This window comes from Anaerococcus murdochii, from assembly GCF_019957155.1.
Taxonomy (GTDB): domain Bacteria; phylum Bacillota; class Clostridia; order Tissierellales; family Peptoniphilaceae; genus Anaerococcus; species Anaerococcus murdochii.
In genome coordinates this window covers 21,907-42,856 of record NZ_JAIPME010000002.1, presented here as the reverse complement: position 1 = coordinate 42,856, position 20,950 = coordinate 21,907, and the positions used below count along the sequence as shown (strand labels likewise).

The 20,950-nt window shown below is 34.9% G+C and carries 23 protein-coding genes and 1 pseudogene; 23 read left to right on the top strand and 1 reads right to left on the bottom strand.

Annotated features, from left to right (window positions below):
* Positions 1-23: 23 nt before the first annotated feature.
* The 5 genes from K8P03_RS00675 to recA all read left to right on the top strand — a co-directional run bounded on the left by K8P03_RS00675 (position 24) and on the right by recA (position 5,899).
* Positions 24-1,391 (top strand): YjiH family protein, encoded by a 1,368-nt coding sequence (locus K8P03_RS00675; protein WP_223417591.1) that lies wholly within the window; start codon positions 24-26, stop codon positions 1,389-1,391.
* Between the two features lie 130 nt (positions 1,392-1,521).
* Positions 1,522-3,816: a DNA translocase FtsK gene (locus K8P03_RS00670; protein WP_223417590.1), complete on the top strand. Its 2,295-nt coding sequence runs from the start codon at positions 1,522-1,524 to the stop codon at positions 3,814-3,816.
* A gap of 9 nt (positions 3,817-3,825) precedes the next feature.
* Positions 3,826-4,356, top strand: coding sequence for a CDP-diacylglycerol--glycerol-3-phosphate 3-phosphatidyltransferase (gene pgsA / locus K8P03_RS00665; protein WP_223417589.1), 531 nt, complete (start codon positions 3,826-3,828; stop codon positions 4,354-4,356).
* A gap of 18 nt (positions 4,357-4,374) precedes the next feature.
* Entirely contained in the window at positions 4,375-4,788 is a 414-nt protein-coding gene (locus tag K8P03_RS00660) for a hypothetical protein (protein WP_223417588.1), read from the top strand.
* A 58-nt stretch (positions 4,789-4,846) separates the two neighbouring features.
* The gene (recA, locus tag K8P03_RS00655; protein ID WP_223417586.1) at positions 4,847-5,899 is read left to right on the top strand and encodes a recombinase RecA; all 1,053 of its coding nucleotides are present in this window, start codon (positions 4,847-4,849) and stop codon (positions 5,897-5,899) included.
* A 48-nt stretch (positions 5,900-5,947) separates the two neighbouring features.
* Here recA and K8P03_RS00650 read toward each other — a convergent pair whose 3' ends face one another.
* Complete coding sequence (locus K8P03_RS00650; protein WP_223417585.1) at positions 5,948-6,982, bottom strand: DNA polymerase IV; 1,035 nt, start codon at positions 6,980-6,982, stop codon at positions 5,948-5,950.
* 70 nt (positions 6,983-7,052) lie between these two features.
* On the opposite strand from K8P03_RS00650, the gene K8P03_RS00645 reads away from it, so the two are divergent.
* The 18 genes and pseudogenes from K8P03_RS00645 (at position 7,053) to K8P03_RS00560 (ending at position 20,875) form a co-directional block, all read left to right on the top strand.
* Positions 7,053-7,298 carry an RNA-binding S4 domain-containing protein gene (locus tag K8P03_RS00645; RefSeq protein WP_223417583.1) on the top strand — a complete coding sequence of 82 codons (246 nt, stop codon included), beginning with the start codon at positions 7,053-7,055 and terminating at the stop codon, positions 7,296-7,298.
* Entirely contained in the window at positions 7,291-7,821 is a 531-nt protein-coding gene (locus K8P03_RS00640) for an FtsB family cell division protein (protein WP_223417582.1), read from the top strand. The genes K8P03_RS00645 and K8P03_RS00640 overlap by 8 nt, the downstream gene beginning before the upstream one ends.
* Positions 7,805-9,169, top strand: a complete 1,365-nt coding sequence (gene tilS / locus K8P03_RS00635) for a tRNA lysidine(34) synthetase TilS (protein WP_223417581.1) — start codon at positions 7,805-7,807, stop codon at positions 9,167-9,169. The genes K8P03_RS00640 and tilS overlap by 17 nt, the downstream gene beginning before the upstream one ends.
* Positions 9,159-9,728, top strand: a complete 570-nt coding sequence (gene hpt / locus K8P03_RS00630) for a hypoxanthine phosphoribosyltransferase (protein ID WP_223417580.1) — start codon at positions 9,159-9,161, stop codon at positions 9,726-9,728. Before tilS ends, hpt begins: the two co-directional genes overlap by 11 nt.
* 44 nt (positions 9,729-9,772) lie before the next feature.
* Positions 9,773-10,264: a DUF986 family protein gene (locus K8P03_RS00625; protein WP_223417579.1), complete on the top strand. Its 492-nt coding sequence runs from the start codon at positions 9,773-9,775 to the stop codon at positions 10,262-10,264.
* 62 nt (positions 10,265-10,326) lie between these two features.
* Entirely contained in the window at positions 10,327-11,118 is a 792-nt protein-coding gene (locus K8P03_RS00620) for a type III pantothenate kinase (protein ID WP_223417577.1), read from the top strand.
* Complete coding sequence (gene dusB / locus K8P03_RS00615; RefSeq protein WP_223417576.1) at positions 11,096-12,070, top strand: tRNA dihydrouridine synthase DusB; 975 nt, start codon at positions 11,096-11,098, stop codon at positions 12,068-12,070. Before K8P03_RS00620 ends, dusB begins: the two co-directional genes overlap by 23 nt.
* Positions 12,063-12,536: a transcription elongation factor GreA gene (gene greA / locus K8P03_RS00610; RefSeq protein WP_223417575.1), complete on the top strand. Its 474-nt coding sequence runs from the start codon at positions 12,063-12,065 to the stop codon at positions 12,534-12,536. Before dusB ends, greA begins: the two co-directional genes overlap by 8 nt.
* Positions 12,537-12,545: 9 nt before the next feature.
* Positions 12,546-14,459: a lysine--tRNA ligase gene (gene lysS / locus K8P03_RS00605; RefSeq protein WP_223417574.1), complete on the top strand. Its 1,914-nt coding sequence runs from the start codon at positions 12,546-12,548 to the stop codon at positions 14,457-14,459.
* Positions 14,460-14,522: 63 nt separating this feature from the next.
* Positions 14,523-14,804, top strand: a complete 282-nt coding sequence (locus tag K8P03_RS00600; RefSeq protein ID WP_072537753.1) for a CD1845 family protein — start codon at positions 14,523-14,525, stop codon at positions 14,802-14,804.
* Between the two features lie 83 nt (positions 14,805-14,887).
* Positions 14,888-15,661 (top strand): replication initiator protein A, encoded by a 774-nt coding sequence (locus tag K8P03_RS00595; RefSeq protein ID WP_223417573.1) that lies wholly within the window; start codon positions 14,888-14,890, stop codon positions 15,659-15,661.
* The gene (locus K8P03_RS00590) at positions 15,658-16,485 is read left to right on the top strand and encodes an ATP-binding protein (protein WP_223417571.1); all 828 of its coding nucleotides are present in this window, start codon (positions 15,658-15,660) and stop codon (positions 16,483-16,485) included. The genes K8P03_RS00595 and K8P03_RS00590 overlap by 4 nt, the downstream gene beginning before the upstream one ends.
* Complete coding sequence (locus K8P03_RS00585) at positions 16,478-16,963, top strand: PcfB family protein (RefSeq protein ID WP_000606600.1); 486 nt, start codon at positions 16,478-16,480, stop codon at positions 16,961-16,963. Before K8P03_RS00590 ends, K8P03_RS00585 begins: the two co-directional genes overlap by 8 nt.
* Complete coding sequence (locus tag K8P03_RS00580; protein WP_017644371.1) at positions 16,960-17,694, top strand: phage antirepressor Ant; 735 nt, start codon at positions 16,960-16,962, stop codon at positions 17,692-17,694. The genes K8P03_RS00585 and K8P03_RS00580 overlap by 4 nt, the downstream gene beginning before the upstream one ends.
* A pseudogene (locus K8P03_RS00575) lies at positions 17,687-18,025 on the top strand (VirD4-like conjugal transfer protein, CD1115 family); the annotation flags it as partial. The gene K8P03_RS00580 and the pseudogene K8P03_RS00575, both read left to right, overlap by 8 nt.
* 60 nt (positions 18,026-18,085) lie before the next feature.
* Positions 18,086-19,927, top strand: a complete 1,842-nt coding sequence (locus K8P03_RS00570; RefSeq protein WP_223417570.1) for a recombinase family protein — start codon at positions 18,086-18,088, stop codon at positions 19,925-19,927.
* Positions 19,928-20,007: 80 nt separating this feature from the next.
* The gene (locus tag K8P03_RS00565; protein WP_223417569.1) at positions 20,008-20,208 is read left to right on the top strand and encodes a transposon-encoded TnpW family protein; all 201 of its coding nucleotides are present in this window, start codon (positions 20,008-20,010) and stop codon (positions 20,206-20,208) included.
* Between the two features lie 91 nt (positions 20,209-20,299).
* Entirely contained in the window at positions 20,300-20,875 is a 576-nt protein-coding gene (locus K8P03_RS00560; RefSeq protein WP_223417568.1) for a hypothetical protein, read from the top strand.
* The last annotated feature ends 75 nt before the right edge of the window (positions 20,876-20,950 follow it).

Below are 20,950 nucleotides of genomic sequence, written 5' to 3'. Positions count from 1 at the left end.
CTAGTTAAATTAAGAGGTTAAAAATGACAGTAAAAAAAGAAAAAATCACAGCGGCAAGGGTTATGAAGTTTGTAATCCCATCAGCTATCGGTGTTCTCTTACTTATGACACCTTTTAAAACAGCTGATGGCGGATCAACTGTAGCAGTTTCAGTAATATCAAAATTTTTAAACCAAGCTATTAACTCAGTTATACCAATTCACATAATAGCTTTGGCTTGTATTACAATTTCAACTCTACTTGCAATTTTATACACAATTTCAAAACCAGACTTTATTGAAAAATCACCAATCCTTAAGGAAGTATCAAACATCACTCCTTTCTGGCTATTTGCAAGGATTGCAGGTCTTATAATTGGCTATATGACAGCCTTTAAACTTGGTCCAGAAATGATTTGGTCAGAAAATACAGGTGGACTAATCTTATACGACCTTATCGGTGGACTTTTGACAATATTCTTAGTAGCAGGTTTCATCCTACCATTCCTAACAGAGTTTGGTATCCTAGAATTTGTCGGAATATTTTTATCAAAGGTTATGAGACCAGTATTTAAACTTCCAGGACGTTCTGCAGTTGACTGTTTAGCTTCATGGATAGGTGACGGTACCATTGGTGTTGCTCTTACAGCTAAACAATATGAAGAAGGAAACTATACAGAAAAAGAAGCTTCAATCATATCTACAACCTTCTCAGCAGTATCAATTACTTTCTGTATGGTTGTTTTATCAAATGTAAATATGGTTGACAGATTCGGAACTTTCTACTTAATCGTTGGTATTTCAGGAATCGTTGCAGCTCTAATCGTGCCAAGAATCCCACCTCTATCTCGTAAAAAAGATGTGAGATTAAAAGAACCTGAAAATCCACACGAAGAAATTGTTCCAGAAAACTTCACAAGAGTTGAATGGGCAACTCAATTAGCCGTTTTAAAGGCAGAAAAGAACTTAGATGTTAAAAACTTCCTAATAAATGGTCGTGACACTGTCCTAAGCCTATGGTTAGGTGTAACTCCAGTAATCATGGCAGCAGGTACCCTTGCCCTTGTATTATCTGAATCAACTCCAATCTTCACATGGCTTGGTATGCCATTTTTACCAATCCTAAAGCTACTTCAAGTGCCAGAGGCAGCTGAAGCTAGTAAAACAATGGTAGTTGGTTTTGCGGACATGGTTGTTCCATCAATACTAGCAGCAGACAGAATTACTTCAGAATTTACCCAATTTGTAGTAGCTGCAGTATCTGTAACCCAGCTTATCTACATGTCAGAAACAGGAGCAGTTATCCTAGGATCTACAATCCCAGTTGACCTAAAAGATATCTTCATCCTTTTCCTAGAAAGAACTCTAATTACTCTTCCAGTAATAGTAATTCTAACTCACTTATTATTCTAAAATAAATTTATGCGCCAGCCTAGCTGGTGCATTTTTTTATGGAAAAATTCCTTTAAAAGCTTTTATCCTAATAAAATTTAAATGGTTTATTTTTAAGTTTTTTATCATATAATATATGGGAGAGGTGTATATGACAAACAGGAATTCTGGGAGAATTAGAAAAAAGTCTAACACGAAGTCTCCCAACAAAAGTAAGCAAAAAAAATTTAGGGAAAGATCCTTTGACATCAAGACTTTTTCTATGGTGGTCATGGTCGCATCTGTCCTAATATTTATTTTTATTTTATCATCAAGCACTGGCCTTATCGGCGATGCCTTGGCGAGATTTTTTGAAGGTCTTTTCGGCAAGTTAAACTTGGCTTTTCCAATCATTTTATTTGCAAGTTTTTATTTAGTTTATAGGGAAAAGTTCAGGGAAAACCTAAGCCGAATGCTTTTAATTTATGGAATTTATTTTTTGACTTTGGCTATTTTGTCCAAGGACTATATCAGAAATGAACTTGCCTGGTCGGTTGAATATTCAGCCTTTAAGGGAAGTCTTGGTGGAGGTTGGTTTGGAGGTCTAGTTGGCTTTTATGTCCTAAATTTCATCGGACACGTCGGCCTTTATATCCTTTATGCCACTTTGATTGGTTCCTTTATTATAAATGTAAGTCCTTATACCTATAAGGAATTTTTCCTAAAATTAAGGGATGGACTGATAATTACGGGTCTTGGGATTAAGCACTTAAGCCAAAAGGCCATGGCAAAAATAAGTAAAAAATTAGAGGAATCTAAGGCTAGAAAGTTAGAAAAGGATAGAAAATCCGAAAAAATTCCAAGCCTTAAGATAAACAATCCTAAATCTGAAAATTCTCCTCGAAGGGCAGTAAAGAAAAGACCTGCAAAAATAGAGGCAGACGAGGATTTGATTGGAAATGATAAAGATAAGCAAGACGAAAAAGTTATCAGGGACTACAAGTCAAAACAAGTTGAGTTTTCTGACCTTAACGAAGATTTAAAAAGAGAATTTGCTAACTATTCTTATCCGCCAGTGAGCCTTCTAAAGGACATAAATGCTGACGGGGGGATTGATAATGACGAAATAAGAGAGAAGGCAGAAATCATTGAGGAAACCTTAGAATCTTTCGGAATCGAAGGCAAAATCGTTCAAATAGACGTGGGACCAACTGTCACCTGCTATGAGCTAAAACCAGCTAGGGGTGTTAAGGTATCAAAGATTGTAAACCTTGCTGATGACCTATCCCTAAGCCTTGCCACATCAGGGATCAGGATAGAAGCGCCAATTCCGGGAAAATCCCACGTTGGTATAGAAGTTGCCAACGATAAAAAAGAAGTCGTAGGCTTTAAGGAAATTATTTCATCAACTAAGTTTATCAAGACAAGATACGCCATTCCATTCGCTATGGGTAAGTCAATTTCTGGTGAACCAATTATTTCAGCTATAGAAAAGATGCCCCACCTATTGGTATCTGGAGCGACAGGTTCTGGTAAGTCAGTTTGTATCAACACAATTATCATGTCGATTTTATACAAGCATAGCCCAGATGAGGTTAAACTCCTACTGATAGACCCAAAAGTCGTTGAGCTTTCGGTTTATAATGGGATTCCACATTTGATAATGCCTGTTATAACCGATCCTAAAAAGGCATCGTCTTCACTATTTTGGGCGATCTCTGAGATGGAAAAAAGGTATAAACTCTTTGAAGAAAACCATGTTAGGGACATCAAGGGATATAAAAAAGCGGCTGAAACTGATGATTCTATGGAAAACCTACCATACATCGTGGTAATCGTAGACGAGTTATCAGACCTAATGATGACTGCAGCAAGTGAAGTAGAAGACTATATCACAAGGCTTGCTCAAAAATCTAGGGCCTGCGGTATCCACTTGATAATTGCAACTCAAAGACCAACTGTAGACGTAATTACTGGTACAATTAAGGCAAACATCCCATCAAGGATTTCCTTTGCTGTAACAAGCCAGATAGATTCAAGGACAATTTTGGATATGCAGGGTGCAGAGAAACTCCTTGGCAAGGGCGACATGCTCTATGCTTCATCAGATTCTATGAAACCTGTGAGAATCCAAGGGGCCTTTGTCTCAGATGAAGAAGTTTTAAGTGTAGTAGAATATATAAAAGGAAATAGCGAAACAAATTACAACGAAGAAGCCATCGAAAAGGTCGAAGAAAATGTTACAGCAGACCTTGAAGATGAGGACGAATTGTTGGATGAGGCAATAAAGGTGATAGTAGCTGACCAAACAGCTTCTGTATCTATGCTTCAAAGAAAATTAAAAATCGGCTATGCCAGGGCTGGTAGGATAATTGACCAGCTAGAGCAAAAGGGCCTAGTCGGCGGCTATGAGGGCAGCAAACCTCGTAAGGTCCTTGTTGATAGGACATATTTTGAAGATTTATAGGAGATAAAGATGAATATAGCTAATAAAGTTACAATGGTAAGACTTGTCATGATTCCAATCTTTGTCATAGCTTTTTATATCTATGGCACAAGCTACAATATAGCAGCAATTCTTTTTATGGTTGCATCTCTTACAGATGCTCTTGACGGTCACCTTGCTAGGAGCAGGAATTTAATTACAAATTTTGGAAAATTTGTAGACCCGCTTGTGGATAAGGTCCTTACTATGGCAGCCTTTATTGTCCTAGTTGAAGCAAATGTAATTCCAGCTTGGGCAGTTATAATAATTATTTCAAGAGAATTTATTATTACTGGTTTTAGGACACTCGCAGCTGACATGGGTATTACTATAGCAGCATCTATGTGGGGCAAGGCAAAAACTACAAGTCAGATGATTTCCCTAGTTTTGCTCCTACTTCACAACGACGTCTTAAATAAGTTTGGTATCTATGTTTTCTATGTAGCAGTTATTTTGACAGTAATTTCAGGACTTGATTATATTATTAAAAATAAAAAAGTTTTGGATTTAGAAAATATTTAAAAAAATTTTGGAGAAAATATGACAGATGAAAAAGGCAAGAAATTAATAACAATAGAGCTAATTCTGTTGGTATTTCAAGCCATTGCTGCTTTTTTTGGTGATTTTATCCACCAGAGATTTATGTCTGATGGTGCGACTATTACCATAAAAAGATTTAATTTCGTGTCACCAATGACTTGGGGCTATGGGAATTTCTTTCCTGTTTTGTTTTTAGCTTCCATCCTAGTGGCGGGGATAATCATGCTAAAAGCCCACAGGAAAGCTGCCTATATGGAAGATAAGTTAAGTTCCAACATAGTTATCTTTGGTGGCCTCTTGTTTTTGATGGTGCCCCTTATGATAAATGTCCAACAGATTAATCTTGGACTTATCCTGATGGTGGTAGTACAATTTGTAATCTTTGCCATGAATATGGTTAGGACAAGAAATTAGACTTTATTAAAAAAAGGTATATAATAGTAGTAAGACATTAAGTGTATAAGGAGTGTATATGGACGCAAATAAGAAAAAGGCCCTTGACCAGGCTTTTAAGCAGATAGAAAAGAAGTATGGCAAAGGTTCAATTATGAAGATGGGTGAGGCCCCAAGGGTGGCTATAGATGCTATTCCTACAGGAGCAGTCAACCTTGATATTGCCCTAGGTATAGGTGGACTTCCAAGGGGTAGGGTCATTGAGATTTATGGACCAGAATCATCTGGTAAGACAACTCTAGCCCTCCACGTTATAGCAGAAGCCCAAAAACTGGGGGATACATGTGCCTTTGTGGACGCTGAACACGCTCTTGATGCAGAGTATGCAGGTAACCTTGGAGTTAATATCGACGAATTAATTCTTTCCCAACCAGACACTGGTGAGGCAGGACTTGATATTGCAGAAAGCCTTGTAAGAAGTGGGGCTGTTGGTCTTATCGTAATCGACTCTGTTGCAGCCCTTGTACCAAAGGCTGAAATTGAAGGGGAGATGGGAGATAGCCACATGGGTCTACAAGCCAGACTTATGAGCCAAGCCCTTAGGAGACTTACAGGTATAATTGCCAAGTCAAATACAACAGTTATCTTTATCAACCAATTAAGGGAAAAAATCGGGGTTATGTTTGGAAATCCAGAGACAACTACTGGTGGACGTGCCCTTAAATTCTATTCTTCAGTAAGACTTGATATTAGAAGGATTAAGACCATTACCGAAGGTGATAACTCAATTGGTTCAAGGACTAGGGTTAAAATAGTTAAAAATAAGGTAGCCCCACCATTTAAGATAGTTGAATTTGACATCATGTATGGAAAGGGAATCTCAAAGGCAGGTGTACTTTTAGATACAGCTGTTGACCTTGATATTGTTGAAAAAGCAGGATCTTGGTATTCCTACGGCGATGAAAAACTTGGCCAAGGTAGGGAAAATGTAAAGACTATGCTTGAGGAAGATGCAGAACTTGCTAGACAAATTGACGAAAAAGTTAGGGCAGCCTTCAAAAAAGACCTCGCACCAATCGAGGAAGAAGATAGCGAAGAAGCTACACAAGAATCAATCTTAGATCAAGAATAAAACAAAACCCGTAAGTATTAGAATAATTTATACTTGCGGGTTATTTTTTTACAAAAAAGTCAGTTGGTTTACATCCCTAGCCGATAGGTTTGATAGGGAAATGCCTATAAGCCTGATGTACTCGCCCTTAAAGGCTTCATCTAAGAGATTTACTGCTTCTTCATAGATATCATCGGCTAGGTAAATAGGTTCTTGGAGGGTAATGGATCTGGTTTGGTTTTTAAAATATTCATCTTTTAATTTTATGGAAACTGTCTTGGCTTGGATGTCTTTTTTTATCATTTCAATTTCAATAAGGTCAGAAATTCTTCTCAAATATTCTTTTAAGACCTTAGCGTCGTTAGTATTTTGCCTAAAAGTCCTTTCCTTGCCAATAGATTTCCTGTCCCTAGTTGGGTTTACTGGCCTATGGTCAATTCCTCTAATTACATCGTATATATAATCTCCACCCTTGCCAAAAAGGCTTTCTAAAAATATCCTATCTAGCTTCAAAAGGTCAGAAACCTTATAAATTCCGATCCTGTTTAGCTTTTCGGTGGCACGCCTACCTATGCCGTGGACCTTATAAACAGGTAGGTCTGGGAGAATTTCATCAACATCATCTTCTCCTATGTATTTAATCCCAAATGGCTTATTCCAATCTGATGCGAGTTTTGCAAGAAATTTATTGTAGGAAATCCCGATTGAAATTGGAATTTGTGTCTTAGCTAGGATTTCTTCTTGGAGATTCTTGGCAAAAGTCAAAGGATCGTCAAGGTCTGCTTCTATGTAGGCCTCATCTATTGAAACCTGTTCGAAAAGTCTAGCGTGGGTCTTTACCAGATCAAAAACCTCTTGAGATTTTTCCTTATAATAGGGATGGTCAACCTTAACGAGGATTAGGTTTGGACACAGGTCCCTTGCAATGAAAACAGGCATGGCAGAATGAATTCCGAATTTTCTTGCCTCGTAATTAGCTGTTGTAATAATTGACTTATTAGTAAGCCCACCCACAGCCATGGGTCTTTTCTTAAGTTTTGGATTTCTGATTTCTTCGCAGGATGCATAAAAGGCATCGCAGTCGATGTGGAGGATGTATTTCATAAGACTACTATACTAATAATCGTAAATTTGGCTAAATTGCATAATAGGCCAATAAAAGTAAAGTTAGAGTATGAGAGTAGATAAATTTTTAAAAAATTCAAGAATTATAAAAAGACGACAAGTTGCCAAGGAAGCTTGTGAAAACGAGCGTGTAAAGATAAATGACAAGGTCGCCAAGCCAGGATCTGAGGTTGAAAAAGGTGATATTATCGAGATTACCTTTGGTAAATCAGTCCTAAAAGTCAGGGTCCTTGACCTAATCGAAGGCGCCAAAAAAACTACAGCAGACGGAATGTATGAGGTAATAGATGGCTAAAAATAGAAGAAGGGCGAGGAAAGATTCTTACCTTTCTAAGAGAAAACAAAAAAATAAAAGATTTTTAAGGGTTGCTGCAGGACTTGTAATTATAGTAAGCTTGGGCTTTTTCTACCTTAATTCTGCTATGAATAAGGAACATGCAGATATGAATAAGGATATCATTTCAGGTCAAAAAAAGCTTGAGGACATCAAAACTGAGATAGACGAGCTTAAGAATGATTATGAGATGAGAAACACTGATGAATTTAAGGAAAAAGTTGCAAAAGAAAAACTTGGCATGGTGAAAAAGGGCGAGGAAGATAAGGGTGAAAAAGAAGAAAATTCTGTAATTAAGCCTGTAAATCCTAAGCAAACAGACCAAGAAAATCCTGATAGCGGTGCCAACCAGGCCACTAACGAAAATGATCAGGCAAATCCAAATGATAATCAAAACCCAAATCCAAATGATAATCAAAACAACCAGTCAAATCCAAATGCAAACCAAGGAGAAAATCCAGAGAGAAATGAAAATGGAAGATAGGATTTACAAGACCCTTGTTGAAAATAAATTAATTAGCAGGGGGGATACTGTAATTGTTGGCGCCAGTGGTGGACCTGATAGCCAGTTTATGATTTATATCCTAGAAAAATTTAGAAAAGAACTGGGTTTTGAAATGGTCCTTGCCCACCTAAACCATCTTCACAGGCGAGAAGCAAATAAGGATGAAGAACTGGTTAGGAAAACTGCGGAAAAACTCGGCTTGGATTTTTTTTCAAGGTCCAGGTCCATGGATGATTTAGCAAGTAAGCTAAAAATATCACCAGAAGATGCAGGTCGCCGCCTTCGCTATGAGTTTTTTGGTGATTTAGCGAAAAAATACCCTACAAGTAAAATTGCTGTGGCCCACAACAAGGACGACCAGGCTGAAACTGTCCTTATGAGGATAATCAGAGGAACTGGTCTTGATGGTCTTAGGGCTATGGATTATAGGACAGGAAATATTATTAGGCCTATTTTAGATATAAAAAAGAAAGAAATTTTAGAATATTTAGATGAAAATAATATTGCCTATGCCATAGACCATACAAATTTTGAAAACGATTATACAAGAAATAAGGTAAGACTAGATATAATCCCAATCCTTGAAGAAATAAATCCAAACGTGATTGATTCGGTTTTTTCTTTGTCAGCCTTGGCCAAGGATGACCTAAAAATATTAGATAAAATAGTAGATGAAAAATTTAAGGAAATGGCAAGAATAAGCCAGGGCGAAATATCTTTTGATAAGGAAAAGTTTGACCAAGAAGATCCTGCCATTTTAAGAAGAATCCTAAGAAAATCTGTGGAAATCCTAAAGGGACAAATCAAAGACTTGTCAAAAGAAAATCTTGTTGATTTTTTAAAAATAAAAGATTTAGAGACCGGTAAGGTCCTTATAAAAGATGACCTAAGCCTAAGAAAATCTTATGATTCCTATATCTTAGAAGAAATTACAAAGAAGGAAAAAAATCTAACTGAAAAATATTTAGGAGACCAAGAGACCGTTTTTTATAATGGATTTTATATAAAAACAAGTATAATTAATAGTGATAAATACGAAAAAGATAAAAATGTAGGGTATTTTGACTATGACCTGTTGGATTTTCCTCTAAAAGTGAGGACAAGACGTCCTGGTGACAGAATTGTGCCCCTGGGCCATAAGAGCGAAAAAAAGCTCAAAGATTTTTTATCCGACCAAAAAATTGACAGAAAAAGGCGAGATAATCTTCCCTTGATCTTGTCAAAGGATAAGATAATTTGGCTAGCTCCTTTAAGGATGAGCGATGAATTTAAGGTCAGCTCTGGCACAAAAAAAATACTAAAAATCGAGGTTTATGATGAAAATTGACAAAGATAATCTTATTGAAAAAGTCTTAATAGATGAAGAAAGTCTTAATCTAAAGATTAAACAATTAGCAAAGACTTTAAACAACTACTATGCCGACAAGGACGAACTAATTTTAGTTTGCATCCTCAAGGGTTCTGTGATGTTTATGGCAGAACTTGCTAAGTATTTGAATGTTGAAACAAAGATGGAGTTTATGTCAGTTTCATCTTATGAAGATAATACCTATTCTTCAGGTAATGTAAAAATCTTAATGGACCTTGATATAGATATAAAAGATAAGGAAGTTTTGATTGTAGAAGACATCATTGATACTGGTTTTACCCTAAAGAAAATTAAGGAAACTCTTCTAAAAAGAGAACCAAAAGACCTCAAGATAATTACCCTTCTTGATAAACCAGAAAGACGTGAAGTTGAAATCAAACCAGACTTTACAGGTTTTAAAATTCCAAATGAATATGTGGTAGGTTTTGGTCTTGACTACAATCAATTATATAGGAACCTCAATTATATAGGTGTAGTAAAAAGATCAGTTTATGAAGATATAGAAGAGATGAAATAGGTCAGTAGACCTATTTTATTTGCTAAGATAAAAGGGAGAGAAAAATGCAAGGATTTGACAAAATTATACTTATTTTATATGGGGCAATTACAGTATTCTTTATCTATAGGCTCTTTAAACAAGCCAAAGATAAGAAATTGTTAGGAGAAAATGCTCTAAGCTTTAAAAAACCAATTTCATCTATGGAAATGATTTTATTTTCAATTCTTTTGGTAGTTGGCGGAGTAAACTTTTTTAATGGTTATAAATTAAACGACAAAAATTCCATGATGACAGCTGTTGTTATGGTAGTTTTGGCTTTTGTTTTTATGATTTTTTCCCTCAGCAAATTATATATAGCTGAAGAAGGCATGCTTTTAAATTCTGGCTTTGTAAGCTTCAAAGAACTCAAAAAATGGGGCTTTGATACCAATAGGGGCGAGCTAGTTATGGCCATAAAAAAAGACAAAAACACTACTCGTGAGACTGTAAAAGTTAGAAAAGAAGACATAGAAGAGATAAACGAGCTTATAAGAAAGTATAAACTAGGCAAATAAGCTTGAAAAAACAGCCCTTTAACCGTATCATATAAGAGTTAAATTAAGCAAAGGATGAATATATGTTACTGGTTATAGATATTGGAAATACAACCACCGTTATAGGTGTTTATGAAAAAGAAAATTTAAAGGCTAGATTTAGAGTGGCAACTGACTTGAAAAGCACCAGCGATCAATTGGTTGCTACTTTATTTAATATGTTTATGATCCACAATATAGATATCAAAGATATTGAAGATACAATGATTTCATGCGTTGTACCAGATGTTTTATATAATTGGGAATCAGCTAATAGGAAACTTCTATGCAAGGAAGCTAAGATTGTAACTTCTGATACCTACACAGGAATAACAATCGATTATGAAAATCCAAGTGAGGTTGGTGCCGATAGGATTGTAGATGCAGTTGCAGCCTACGAAAAATACGGAGGTCCTTCTGTAGTTGTTGACATGGGTACAGCCATAACCGTTGATGTAGTCACATCTGATGGTAGATATCTTGGTGGAGTCATTGCTCCTGGTATAAAAATTGCCCAGGATGGACTTTTTGGGAAAACTGCAAAGCTTCCAAAAATCGAGTTAAAACAACCTACTACAGCCATCACAGAATCAACCTCAGATGCCATTAATGCCGGAATTGTAATTGGCTATATCGGTATGATAGATAAACTCATTGAAACAATCGAAGATGAAATCGTAGAAAGAGTGGGTGTGGACAAAAGCCAAATCAATGTCATAGCAACAGGTGGTTTTTCGGAGTTGATTTCCCAATCTAGCAAGTATATCAACACCATTGAGCCTGATCTCATGCTTGAAGGCCTAAGGATAATCTATGAGCGAAACCTTGACAGGTAAGAAAATTATGCTTGCACCCCTGGCGGGTGTGACAGATACTGCCTTTAGGATTGTTTGTGAGAAAAATGGCTGTGATAAGACCTTCACAGAGATGGTTTCAGTTAATGCCCTAGCTTTTGATAACAGGGCCACTGCTGATATCATGTTTATATCTGACCTAGAAAAAAACGCCAATATCCAAATTTTTGGCTCAGATATAGACAAGATAAAAAAAGTAGTAGAGGAAAAGATAAATCCTCTTACCAATATCAAAGAAATATCCTTTAATATGGGTTGCCCTGCTCCAAAGATTTTCAATAATGGAGAAGGATCTGCTCTACTCAAAAATCCCCATCAGGTTTATAAGATTACCAAGGCCTTGAGGGAGTCAACTGACAAAATCATTAATATCAAATATCGACTTGGTGTTGATGATGATTCTATAAATTATATTGAAAACGGCCAGGCCATGGAAGAGGGAGGTGCGGATTATTTAATCCTCCACGCAAGGACCAGAAAGGCCATGTATTCGGGCCATGCTGACTGGCAGGCTATTAAAAAATTAAAGGATGCTGTAAATATACCAGTAATTGCAAACGGAGATATTTTCACTCCGGAAGATTTTATAAAAGTAATGGAGATAACAGGAGCTGATGGGGCGATGATTGCCAGAGGTGCTATGGGAAATCCCTTCATCTTTCGCTATATCAAGGAATACCTAGAAAAAGGCTCCTATGAAAAAGTTTCATTTGATGAAATAATTTCTCAAATAAAAGAGCATTACGAACTTGCCCTAAAGTTTAAGGACGAAAGGCTAGTTATAAATCAAATGCGCAAACATGTTGGATGGTACATCAAGGGTCTTTATATGTCTAGCGAATACAGGGACAGGGTAAATAAGATCCATACTAGCAAGGAAATTTTTGACCTGCTAGATGAATATAGAAAAATTTTAGGTGATTATAATGACTGAGAAAAAAGAAGTAATATTAACTAAGGAAAAATTAGAAAAATTAGAAGATGAATTAGAGTATTTAAAAACCAAGAAACGTCCAGAAATGGCAGAAAAAATCAAGATAGCAAGAAGCTTTGGCGACCTTTCTGAAAATGCTGATTACGATGAGGCAAAGAACGAACAAGGTGAAGTAGAATCAAGAATCATGAAAATTGAAGACATGATTAGAAACGCCAAGACTATCGAGGTTAACGAAAATGCGGACGTAGTTGGTGTTGGTAATACTGTTACTCTTTATGATGAAGAATTTGAAGAAGATGTTGAATACAAAATCGTAGGAACAGCTGAATCAAATCCACTTGAAGGGTATATTTCTAATGAATCTCCAGTTGGAGAAGCGATTATAGGCCATAAGGTTAAGGACAGGGTAGAAGTAGACACACCTAATGGCAAGATGTATTTTGTTATAAAAAATATTAAGTAAGGAGAAAAAATGGCTGATAATATTCAAGATTTAAATGAAATGCTTAAGATCAGAAGGGAAAAACTTCACGAACTTAAGGAAGAGGGCAAAGACCCACACCGCATAGTTAATTTTAAAAACAGAATTAGTTCAAAAGAAATCAAGGATAACTTTGAAAAATACGAAGACCAAACTGTAAGGGTAGCCGGAAGAATCCTTGCTAAGAGAGGTCATGGTAACATGAGCTTTATGGATGTCCAAGATGATCTTGGCCAAATCCAAGTTGTAAACCGTAAAAATGTTATCGGCGACGACTTTAAATATATCAAAAAATACGACATTGGTGATATCATCGGTGTTGAAGGAAAAGTTTTTAAGACCAACCAAGGTGAAATTTCTATAGAAGTAGCTGAGTCAAATCTTTTAACCAAGGCCCTTCAAATGCTTCCAGAAAAATGGCACGGCCTAAAAGACCCAGACCTTAGATATAGACAAAGATATATAGATTTAATTGTAAATCCTCAAGTAAAAGAAGTTTTTGTACAAAGATCAAGAATCATTTCTGCAATCAGAGAATTTTTGGACAATAGAGGATTCCTTGAAGTTGAAACTCCAATCCTAAATACAATTGCAGGTGGTGCGACAGCTCGTCCATTTATTACCCACCACAATACCCTAGATATTGATATGTACTTAAGAATTGCCAACGAACTTTACCTAAAAAGACTAATCGTGGGTGGTTTTGACAGGGTATATGAAATCGGTAGGATGTTTAGAAACGAAGGAATGGACGCAACTCACAACCCAGAATACACCGCTATGGAATTATACCAAGCCTACGGCGACTATGAAGACATGATGGAAATCACTGAAAACATGGTTGAGCACGTTGCTAAAAAGGTAAAAGGTACAACTGTTGTTGAATTTGACGGTGAGGAAATCGAGCTTAAGGCTCCATGGAAGAGAATTCCAATGATTGAAGCTGTAAAGGAATATTCTGGTGTTGACTTTAACGAAATAAAAACTGACGAAGAAGCGAAAGCTATCGCCAAGGAAAAAGGTGTTGAAGTTAAGGAAACAAGAGGCGAAATCATCGCAGAATTCTTTGATGAATTTGTTGAAGATAAGCTAATCCAACCAACCTTCATAACTGATTATCCAGTAGAAATCTCACCACTTGCAAAGAGAAAGAACGACGATAGGTCACTAACATACAGGTTTGAAGCCTTTATATCTGGAGCAGAAATCGGCAATGCCTTCTCAGAATTAAACGATGCTGAAGACCAAAGAGCAAGATTTGAAGACCAAGTTAGAAAAAGAGAATCAGGCGATGATGAAGCACAAATGATGGATTATGACTTTGTAAATGCCCTAGAAGTAGGTCTTCCTCCAACAGGTGGACTTGGAATTGGTATCGACAGACTAATAATGATCCTAACAGGCCAACACTCAATTAGAGATGTCCTACTATTCCCAACAATGAAGCCAATAGGCTTAGAAAAGGCAGAAAATGGGGGTTTGTCAAAAGAAACTTACGAAACTTACGACAAACTTACGACAGAAGAAATTGACCTTTCAAAAGTGAAAGTTGAACCATTATTTGAAGATATGGTAGACTTTGAAACTTTCTCAAAATCTGATTTTAGAGTTGTAAAGGTTAAAAACTGCGAAGAAGTTCCTAAGTCAAAAAAACTTTTGAAATTTACATTAGATGATGGTTCTGAAAAAGAAAGAGTTATTTTATCTGGTATTAAGGAATATTACAGCGCAGAGAGCTTAATTGGAAAGACACTACTTGCAATTTGTAATCTTCCTCCTCGTAAGATGATGGGAATCGACTCAGAAGGTATGATTATATCTGCAATTTGTGAGTATGACGGTGAAGAAAAACTTAACTTAATAATGCTGGATGATAATATTCCAGCAGGATCAAAATTATATTAAAGGACACGCTAATTATGAAACTGGGGTTTGTTATGAATCCCAGTTTAATTTTTAGGAGTATGTATGAGATGGATAATTAGAATAATTTTATTACCGATAAGATTAGTGTTGAGTTTGCTCATAGCTTTTTTAACCTTCATATTAAGTTTGAGCACTGCGTTGTTAAGCGTAGTTTCTACTTTGATTTTTATAATTGGAATAGCTAGCATTTTTCAAGGAGACAAGCAAATTGTAATTGAAGCACTAATATTAGCATTTTTATTTAGTCCATTTGGATTATCTAAATTAGGTATATATGTTATTGGATTATTAGAATTATTAAACTATACAATAAAATCAATTTGAAGAAAAATAAATATAAGACAACCGTAGACGATAGAAAGCAATAATTCTGTCGTCTTTTTTTATTTTAAAGAGAGGAGGTAGGAATGAATTTTGATTATTTTTATAATAGGCAATCTGAGATGTATAACTTCATTAGGTTACCTATGGTATTAATGGAAGATGAGATTTTTGAGAGCATTTCTACTGAAGCTAAAGTTTTGTATTCATATATGCTTAATCGAATGGGTCTGTCATATAAAAATGGCTGGATAGATGAAGATGGAAAAGTCTTTATTTACTACACAATTGAAAGTATAAAAGAGCAATTTAATTGTGCGAGTGAAAAAGCAAATAAATTAATAGCTGAACTTGATATTAAATCAGGGATAGGACTGATTGAAAAGAAAAGACAAGGACTTGGAAAGCCTAATAGAATCTATGTTAAAGACTTTATGAGCATATTTACTAATATGGAATTAAAAAATCAAGAAGTTCGAAAAACAAAATTCCAGAAGTTCGATAATCGAAATTCAAGAGATTCGAATATCGAAAGTCAAGATTTTCGAAAATCGGAAGGTAACTATAACAATATTAATAATAATGAGTTAAGAAATAATGATTTTAGTAAAGGTCAAAAGCCTTATGGAATATATAAAAATATATTTTTGACTGATGAAGAATACAAGGACTTAACAAATGAGTTAGGAAGTAGAATTAGTGAATATATTGATAGGTTGTCATCTTACATGAAAGCAAATAACAGAGTTTATCAAGATCACAAGGCAACGATAATCAATTGGTATCTTAATGATCAGGCGAAAAGCATTAATGACAAATCAACAAGAAAAATGAATTACGATATAGGAGAGAGTTTATGAAAAACTTAAAAGATTTTGTATTAAGAGAAAATGATATTGAAAAAAATGGACATATCTATTGTAAATTATGTGGTAAAAGAGTCGATGGAGAATTACTTGACCTTGGATTTACAAAGTTTATTCCAAGAATTAAATGTGAATGTGAAATAAAAAGAGATAAGGAAAATGCAGAAAGAGAAATATTAACGAGAATATCATCGCTAAAAAAAGATTGTTTTTCATCGCCAAACCAACACCAATATACTTTTGAGAGATTTTTAAATGAAAAAAGTCAAGCCTATAAGGTTGCTTACAACTATGCTAAAAGCTTTGAACAAATGAAGGAAGACAATGTTGGACTTTTATTTTACGGAGATGTTGGCAGTGGAAAGACTTATCTTGCTTGTTCTATTGCAAATGAATTAATTGAAAGAGAACAAGTTAAAGTTAAGATTATGAATTTATCTCAGGTTATAAACCAAATACAAAAATCAGCATTTAAGCTAGATTCAAATGAAATTATAAATAACCTATCAAATATTCCCTTGTTAATATTAGATGACCTTGGAATTGAAAGGGATACATCTTATGCAAGAGAACAAGTATATAACATTATAAACTCAAGATACTTAAAAGGCAGGCCGACAATTTTTACTACAAACTTATCATTGGAAATTATTCAAAATCCTAATATTGAACTTGAGTATCAGAGGATATATTCAAGAATACTTGAAATGACAATACCAGTTAAAGTTACGGGAGAAGATTTTAGAAGAAAAATACATCAGGAGAAGTTAAGAAAATACAAAGAGTTACTTTTATATGGAGGTGGAATAGATGATTAATGAAGAAGTATCTAGGTCAAGTCTTAATCTTGAAGTGAGACTTGCAAAAGCAACAAGTAAAGCAATTCTCGATGCCTTAAAGAAAGTCCACAAGCAAATAGAAGAACAAGGAGGCTTGAAAAATGTAATAAAAAATAACGGAGAAGAAGTAAAACTAAAAGATATGGTTAAAAAGGGACAGTTAGAAGAAATTAATCTAAAAGATCCTGAGTTAAAAGAACTAAAGAAAATTTTAAATAAACACGGAGTGAAGTTTTCTGTTATGAAAGATAAGGAAACTGGCAACCACTCTGTGTTTTTTCAATCTAAGGATATAAAGGTAATGGAACACGCCTTTAAAAAAGCAGTTAAGGCTTCTGAAAGAAAGGCCGATAGAAAAGATTCAATAACGAAGACTATAAATAAGTTTAAAGATATGGCTAAGGACACCATTAGTAAAGATAAAGTTAAAAATAAACATAAGGAGCAAAGCTTATGATAAGTAATCTAAAAACATTTGAAAATAAGAATTTTGGGAAACTCACTGTTATAGAAAAAGACGGTGAGTTTTTCTTTATAGCTAATGAAGTAGCAACGATGTTAGGATATGTCAATCCAAGAAAAGCTGTTTATGACCATGTAGATGAAGAAGATAAGGGTGTAACGAAATGGAACACCCCTGGAGGAATACAGAATATTTCAATAATTAACGAATCAGGATTGTATTCGCTTATTCTTTCATCAAAACTACCACAAGCAAAAATATTCAAAGCTTGGGTAACTAGAGAAGTTTTACCAAGTATTAGAAAAAATGGAGGATATATAGCAGGACAAGAAAAGAAAACAAATGAAGAGCTACTTGCAGATGCAATTCTGGTAGCCAATAGAATTATTGCCGAAAGAGAAGAAGAGATTGAAGAATTAAGACCAAAGGCAGACTATTATGACAAATTAGTTGATTTTAACCTACTTACAAACTTTAGAAATACTGCCAAAGAATTAGGAATACCACAAAATCAGTTTATAAGTTTTTTAATGGATAAAGGATTAATTTACAGAGATAAGAAAAAGAAACTCTTACCTTATGCAGATAAGAATAAGGGATATTTTGAAGTAAAGGAATGGGTTGATCCATTAGGTACACTTGTAGGAATACAAACATTTATAACACCAAAGGGAAGACACTACCTACTAATTTTATTAGATAGTGAAGGTTTCTACGATGAATAAGATATTAGAAGCCATTCTTTCTGATATTAAAAACTTAATTAAAATAGACAACCCAAAGAAATTTATATTATCAAACATTCCTTATTTATCATTTTTTTACATTGGAAATATCTTTTCTAAGCACATCAATTCTTATGTTGGAGGAGATATTGTTGATAGAATAATGGTGGGAATTTCTGATATAGGAACTTTATCTTATATACCAAGCCTTAATCCAAGGGACTTGTTAGTAGGTGTTTCAGTTGCTGCTCTTGTTAAGCTAATTGTTTATATTAAAGGTAAAAATAAAAAGAAATATAGGCAAGGTAAGGAATATGGTTCTGCAAGATGGGTTGCATAATATTAACTGAACAGGAGTGATATATAGACACGAGAAAAGGAGGATAATGCCATGATAGAATATCATAACAAAATCACTGCACTATACTCCCGCCTTTCAGTTGGTGATGAAGATAGAGACGGCGGCGAGAGTAATAGTATTGTAAATCAAAAAGCCTTTTTAGAAAGGTATGCAAGAGAAAAAAAGCTGATAAACATTCGCCACTATATAGACGATGATGAAAGCGGTAGGTTCTTTGACCGTTCGGCTTATACACAGATGATAAGCGATGTAGAACAAGGTAAAATCGGTATTGTCATCATGAAAGATATGACAAGATGGGGAAGAGATTATCTTCAAGTAGGAAATGCGATGGAGATATTTAGAAGAAACAATGTACGCTTTATCGCTATCAATAATGGAATAGATAGCATTGACCAAAATACATTGGAATTTGCTCCCTTTATCAACATCATGTCAGAGTGGTATGCAAGAGACATCAGCAAGAAAGTAAAAACAGGAATAAAGACCAAAGGAGCAGACGGAAAGCCTGTCGCAACAGAAGCCCCATACGGCTATATAAAAGACCCTGAGAACAAAGATTATTGGATAGTCGATAAAGAAGCTGCCGAAGTCGTAAAACTCATTTTTAGGCTATTTATGGAGGGAAAAAACAGAAATCAGATAGCCATTTATCTGAAAGAAAAAGAAATACTAACTCCAACCTTTTATATGAAACAGCAAGACAGAGGAACAGCCAAAAGCAAACCTCTCAATGAAGAAAACAGATACAACTGGAACAAAGCAACCATAACACGAATACTGAAAAGACAAGAGTATTGTGGCGATGTAGTCAACTTCAAAACCGAAAAGCATTACAGAGATAAGAGAAACCATTATGTAGATAAAAGCAAATGGCAAATAACAGAAAATGTGCATGAGCCTATAATAGATAGAACTACCTTTGAAAATGTAGAGCGTATGTTAAAAAATGCACCTGTAAAAAGACCAAACGGAGATGGAGAAATTCACGCACTTTCAGGCTTGATGTACTGTAAAGATTGCGGAACAAAAATGCACATTCGAACCATACACAAAGGCAAAAACACACAACATGTAACCTATTGCAGTGAATATGCCAAAGGAAAAGCAAAGCACCCTAAATGCAACTCCCCACATCGCATTGATGTAGACGAAGTTATGGAAAATATCGCAGAAGTATTGCGAAAGATAGCACAGTATTCCTTAGAAAATAAAGTAGAGTTTGAAAAACTTGTAAAAGAGAGTCTGTATAAAGAGCAGACCGAAGAAGTAAAGAAAAATCAAAAGCGTATGCCACAAATCACAGATCGAATGGAACAGATAGAAAGAGTGATGAATAAACTCTATGAAGATAATGCACTTGGAAATATGGATACAGAACGCTATGAGCAGTTATCAAGAAAGTATGCAGAAGAATACTACACCTTAAAAGCAGAAAAAGAAGAAATCAAAGAACGCTTATCCGAATGTGAAAATGCAAACCAAAGAGCAAAGAAATTTATCAGACTTGCAGAAAGCTATTCAAACTTTGAAGAACTTACTCCTACCATCATCAATGAGTTTATCAGTAAAATCGTAGTCCATGAAAGAGATGTAAAAAGAGCAAAATATGTTGTTCAGCGAATAGAGGTGTATTTTAACTATATCGGCAAATTTGAAAATGAACTCACAAAACAGATAGAGCCGACAGAACAGGAAATGCTACAAATGAGGGAAGAAATAGAAGAAGCAAAGAAAGAAAAATCACGAGCCTATCATAGAGAATATTCAAAAGCATACAGGGCGAAAAATCTTGAAAAATGTCGAGAGTATGAGAAATTAAAAGCAAGAGAATACAGAGCAAAAAAGAAGTTACTACAGGCAACAACTTAAAACTAAATATCAACCAATCGCAAAATAGATTTCCTAATCACAGGAAATCTTTTTTTGTGCAAGTCGAAAGGAGGAACTAAATGGCAGAAAATACGAACACTCAAGTAAACGAAACACACGAAGAAGAACAAGAAGAATCCCAAAAGCCTGATGGCATTCTTACAAAAAAGATAAATGGAAAGACCTTTGTAACAGAGATATATTTTGACAAAAAGAGCAAGGAAACATTTCAAGATAAGCTGTTTAAGGTAATACATTCTAAAGGGAATAGTAGCGAGTGAGTAGGAAATCTGGCAGTAGAAAAAAAGCCTTAAAAAGGCTATAATATAAGTTAATATTAACAAACAGAATTAGAGTTTGTGGAGGATATAGATGATTCACATTAAACATTATACTTTTATGATTGTAATAGTTTGTTTTGTGATGTTTCTTTCAGCTTGTAATAATTTTAATACCTCAAACAATAATAAGGATGAAACTAAAACGGAAAATCATAATTCCATTAGTTTTGAAAAAAACTCAGAAGAACAAGAAGAGGTTGTTTGGGTAGAAGTGAATAAAAATGACGTGAATGAAGATTTGCTGATAAAAAACATAGATGAAGAGACTCTCACATATATAGCTCAACAATTACAAGATGTATGTAAAGAAATCGATGAAAAGGGGCAAAAGGATAAAAATTATTGGCTGACAGGACAATGGTATGACGATGTGATGAATTCAAAACAATATAATAATGTCGTATCATTGGGTAAAAAGGCGATGAAACCATTGTTTCTAATAATATATAAAAGTGAAAAGGCTGGAATGTATGAATGGGTTTGTAGTAAAGTATTAACTGAAATATCTGGGTTTGATTTCTCTGAGGAAAATGATGGTGCTGGATGGAGAAATTCAAAAGAATTTTTAGAGATGTTTATCGCCAAAATTATTGAACAACGAAATTAACCGCCCCAGTTTGTTGAACTAACAACTTAATAAAAACTAACACAGAAACAGTAAATCAAAAAAGGTTTACTGTTT

What these genes read in the sequence shown, in the direction of transcription:
- K8P03_RS00675 (WP_223417591.1), top strand. Translation starts at nt 24, where the DNA reads ATGACAGTAAAAAAAGAAAAAATCACAGCGGCAAGGGTTATGAAGTTT.
- K8P03_RS00670 (WP_223417590.1), top strand. Translation starts at nt 1,522, where the DNA reads ATGACAAACAGGAATTCTGGGAGAATTAGAAAAAAGTCTAACACGAAG.
- pgsA (WP_223417589.1), top strand. Translation starts at nt 3,826, where the DNA reads ATGAATATAGCTAATAAAGTTACAATGGTAAGACTTGTCATGATTCCA.
- K8P03_RS00660 (WP_223417588.1), top strand. Translation starts at nt 4,375, where the DNA reads ATGACAGATGAAAAAGGCAAGAAATTAATAACAATAGAGCTAATTCTG.
- recA (WP_223417586.1), top strand. Translation starts at nt 4,847, where the DNA reads ATGGACGCAAATAAGAAAAAGGCCCTTGACCAGGCTTTTAAGCAGATA.
- K8P03_RS00650 (WP_223417585.1), bottom strand. Translation starts at nt 6,982, where the DNA reads ATGAAATACATCCTCCACATCGACTGCGATGCCTTTTATGCATCCTGC.
- K8P03_RS00645 (WP_223417583.1), top strand. Translation starts at nt 7,053, where the DNA reads ATGAGAGTAGATAAATTTTTAAAAAATTCAAGAATTATAAAAAGACGA.
- K8P03_RS00640 (WP_223417582.1), top strand. Translation starts at nt 7,291, where the DNA reads ATGGCTAAAAATAGAAGAAGGGCGAGGAAAGATTCTTACCTTTCTAAG.
- tilS (WP_223417581.1), top strand. Translation starts at nt 7,805, where the DNA reads ATGAAAATGGAAGATAGGATTTACAAGACCCTTGTTGAAAATAAATTA.
- hpt (WP_223417580.1), top strand. Translation starts at nt 9,159, where the DNA reads ATGAAAATTGACAAAGATAATCTTATTGAAAAAGTCTTAATAGATGAA.
- K8P03_RS00625 (WP_223417579.1), top strand. Translation starts at nt 9,773, where the DNA reads ATGCAAGGATTTGACAAAATTATACTTATTTTATATGGGGCAATTACA.
- K8P03_RS00620 (WP_223417577.1), top strand. Translation starts at nt 10,327, where the DNA reads ATGTTACTGGTTATAGATATTGGAAATACAACCACCGTTATAGGTGTT.
- dusB (WP_223417576.1), top strand. Translation starts at nt 11,096, where the DNA reads ATGAGCGAAACCTTGACAGGTAAGAAAATTATGCTTGCACCCCTGGCG.
- greA (WP_223417575.1), top strand. Translation starts at nt 12,063, where the DNA reads ATGACTGAGAAAAAAGAAGTAATATTAACTAAGGAAAAATTAGAAAAA.
- lysS (WP_223417574.1), top strand. Translation starts at nt 12,546, where the DNA reads ATGGCTGATAATATTCAAGATTTAAATGAAATGCTTAAGATCAGAAGG.
- K8P03_RS00600 (WP_072537753.1), top strand. Translation starts at nt 14,523, where the DNA reads ATGAGATGGATAATTAGAATAATTTTATTACCGATAAGATTAGTGTTG.
- K8P03_RS00595 (WP_223417573.1), top strand. Translation starts at nt 14,888, where the DNA reads ATGAATTTTGATTATTTTTATAATAGGCAATCTGAGATGTATAACTTC.
- K8P03_RS00590 (WP_223417571.1), top strand. Translation starts at nt 15,658, where the DNA reads ATGAAAAACTTAAAAGATTTTGTATTAAGAGAAAATGATATTGAAAAA.
- K8P03_RS00585 (WP_000606600.1), top strand. Translation starts at nt 16,478, where the DNA reads ATGATTAATGAAGAAGTATCTAGGTCAAGTCTTAATCTTGAAGTGAGA.
- K8P03_RS00580 (WP_017644371.1), top strand. Translation starts at nt 16,960, where the DNA reads ATGATAAGTAATCTAAAAACATTTGAAAATAAGAATTTTGGGAAACTC.
- K8P03_RS00570 (WP_223417570.1), top strand. Translation starts at nt 18,086, where the DNA reads ATGATAGAATATCATAACAAAATCACTGCACTATACTCCCGCCTTTCA.
- K8P03_RS00565 (WP_223417569.1), top strand. Translation starts at nt 20,008, where the DNA reads ATGGCAGAAAATACGAACACTCAAGTAAACGAAACACACGAAGAAGAA.
- K8P03_RS00560 (WP_223417568.1), top strand. Translation starts at nt 20,300, where the DNA reads ATGATTCACATTAAACATTATACTTTTATGATTGTAATAGTTTGTTTT.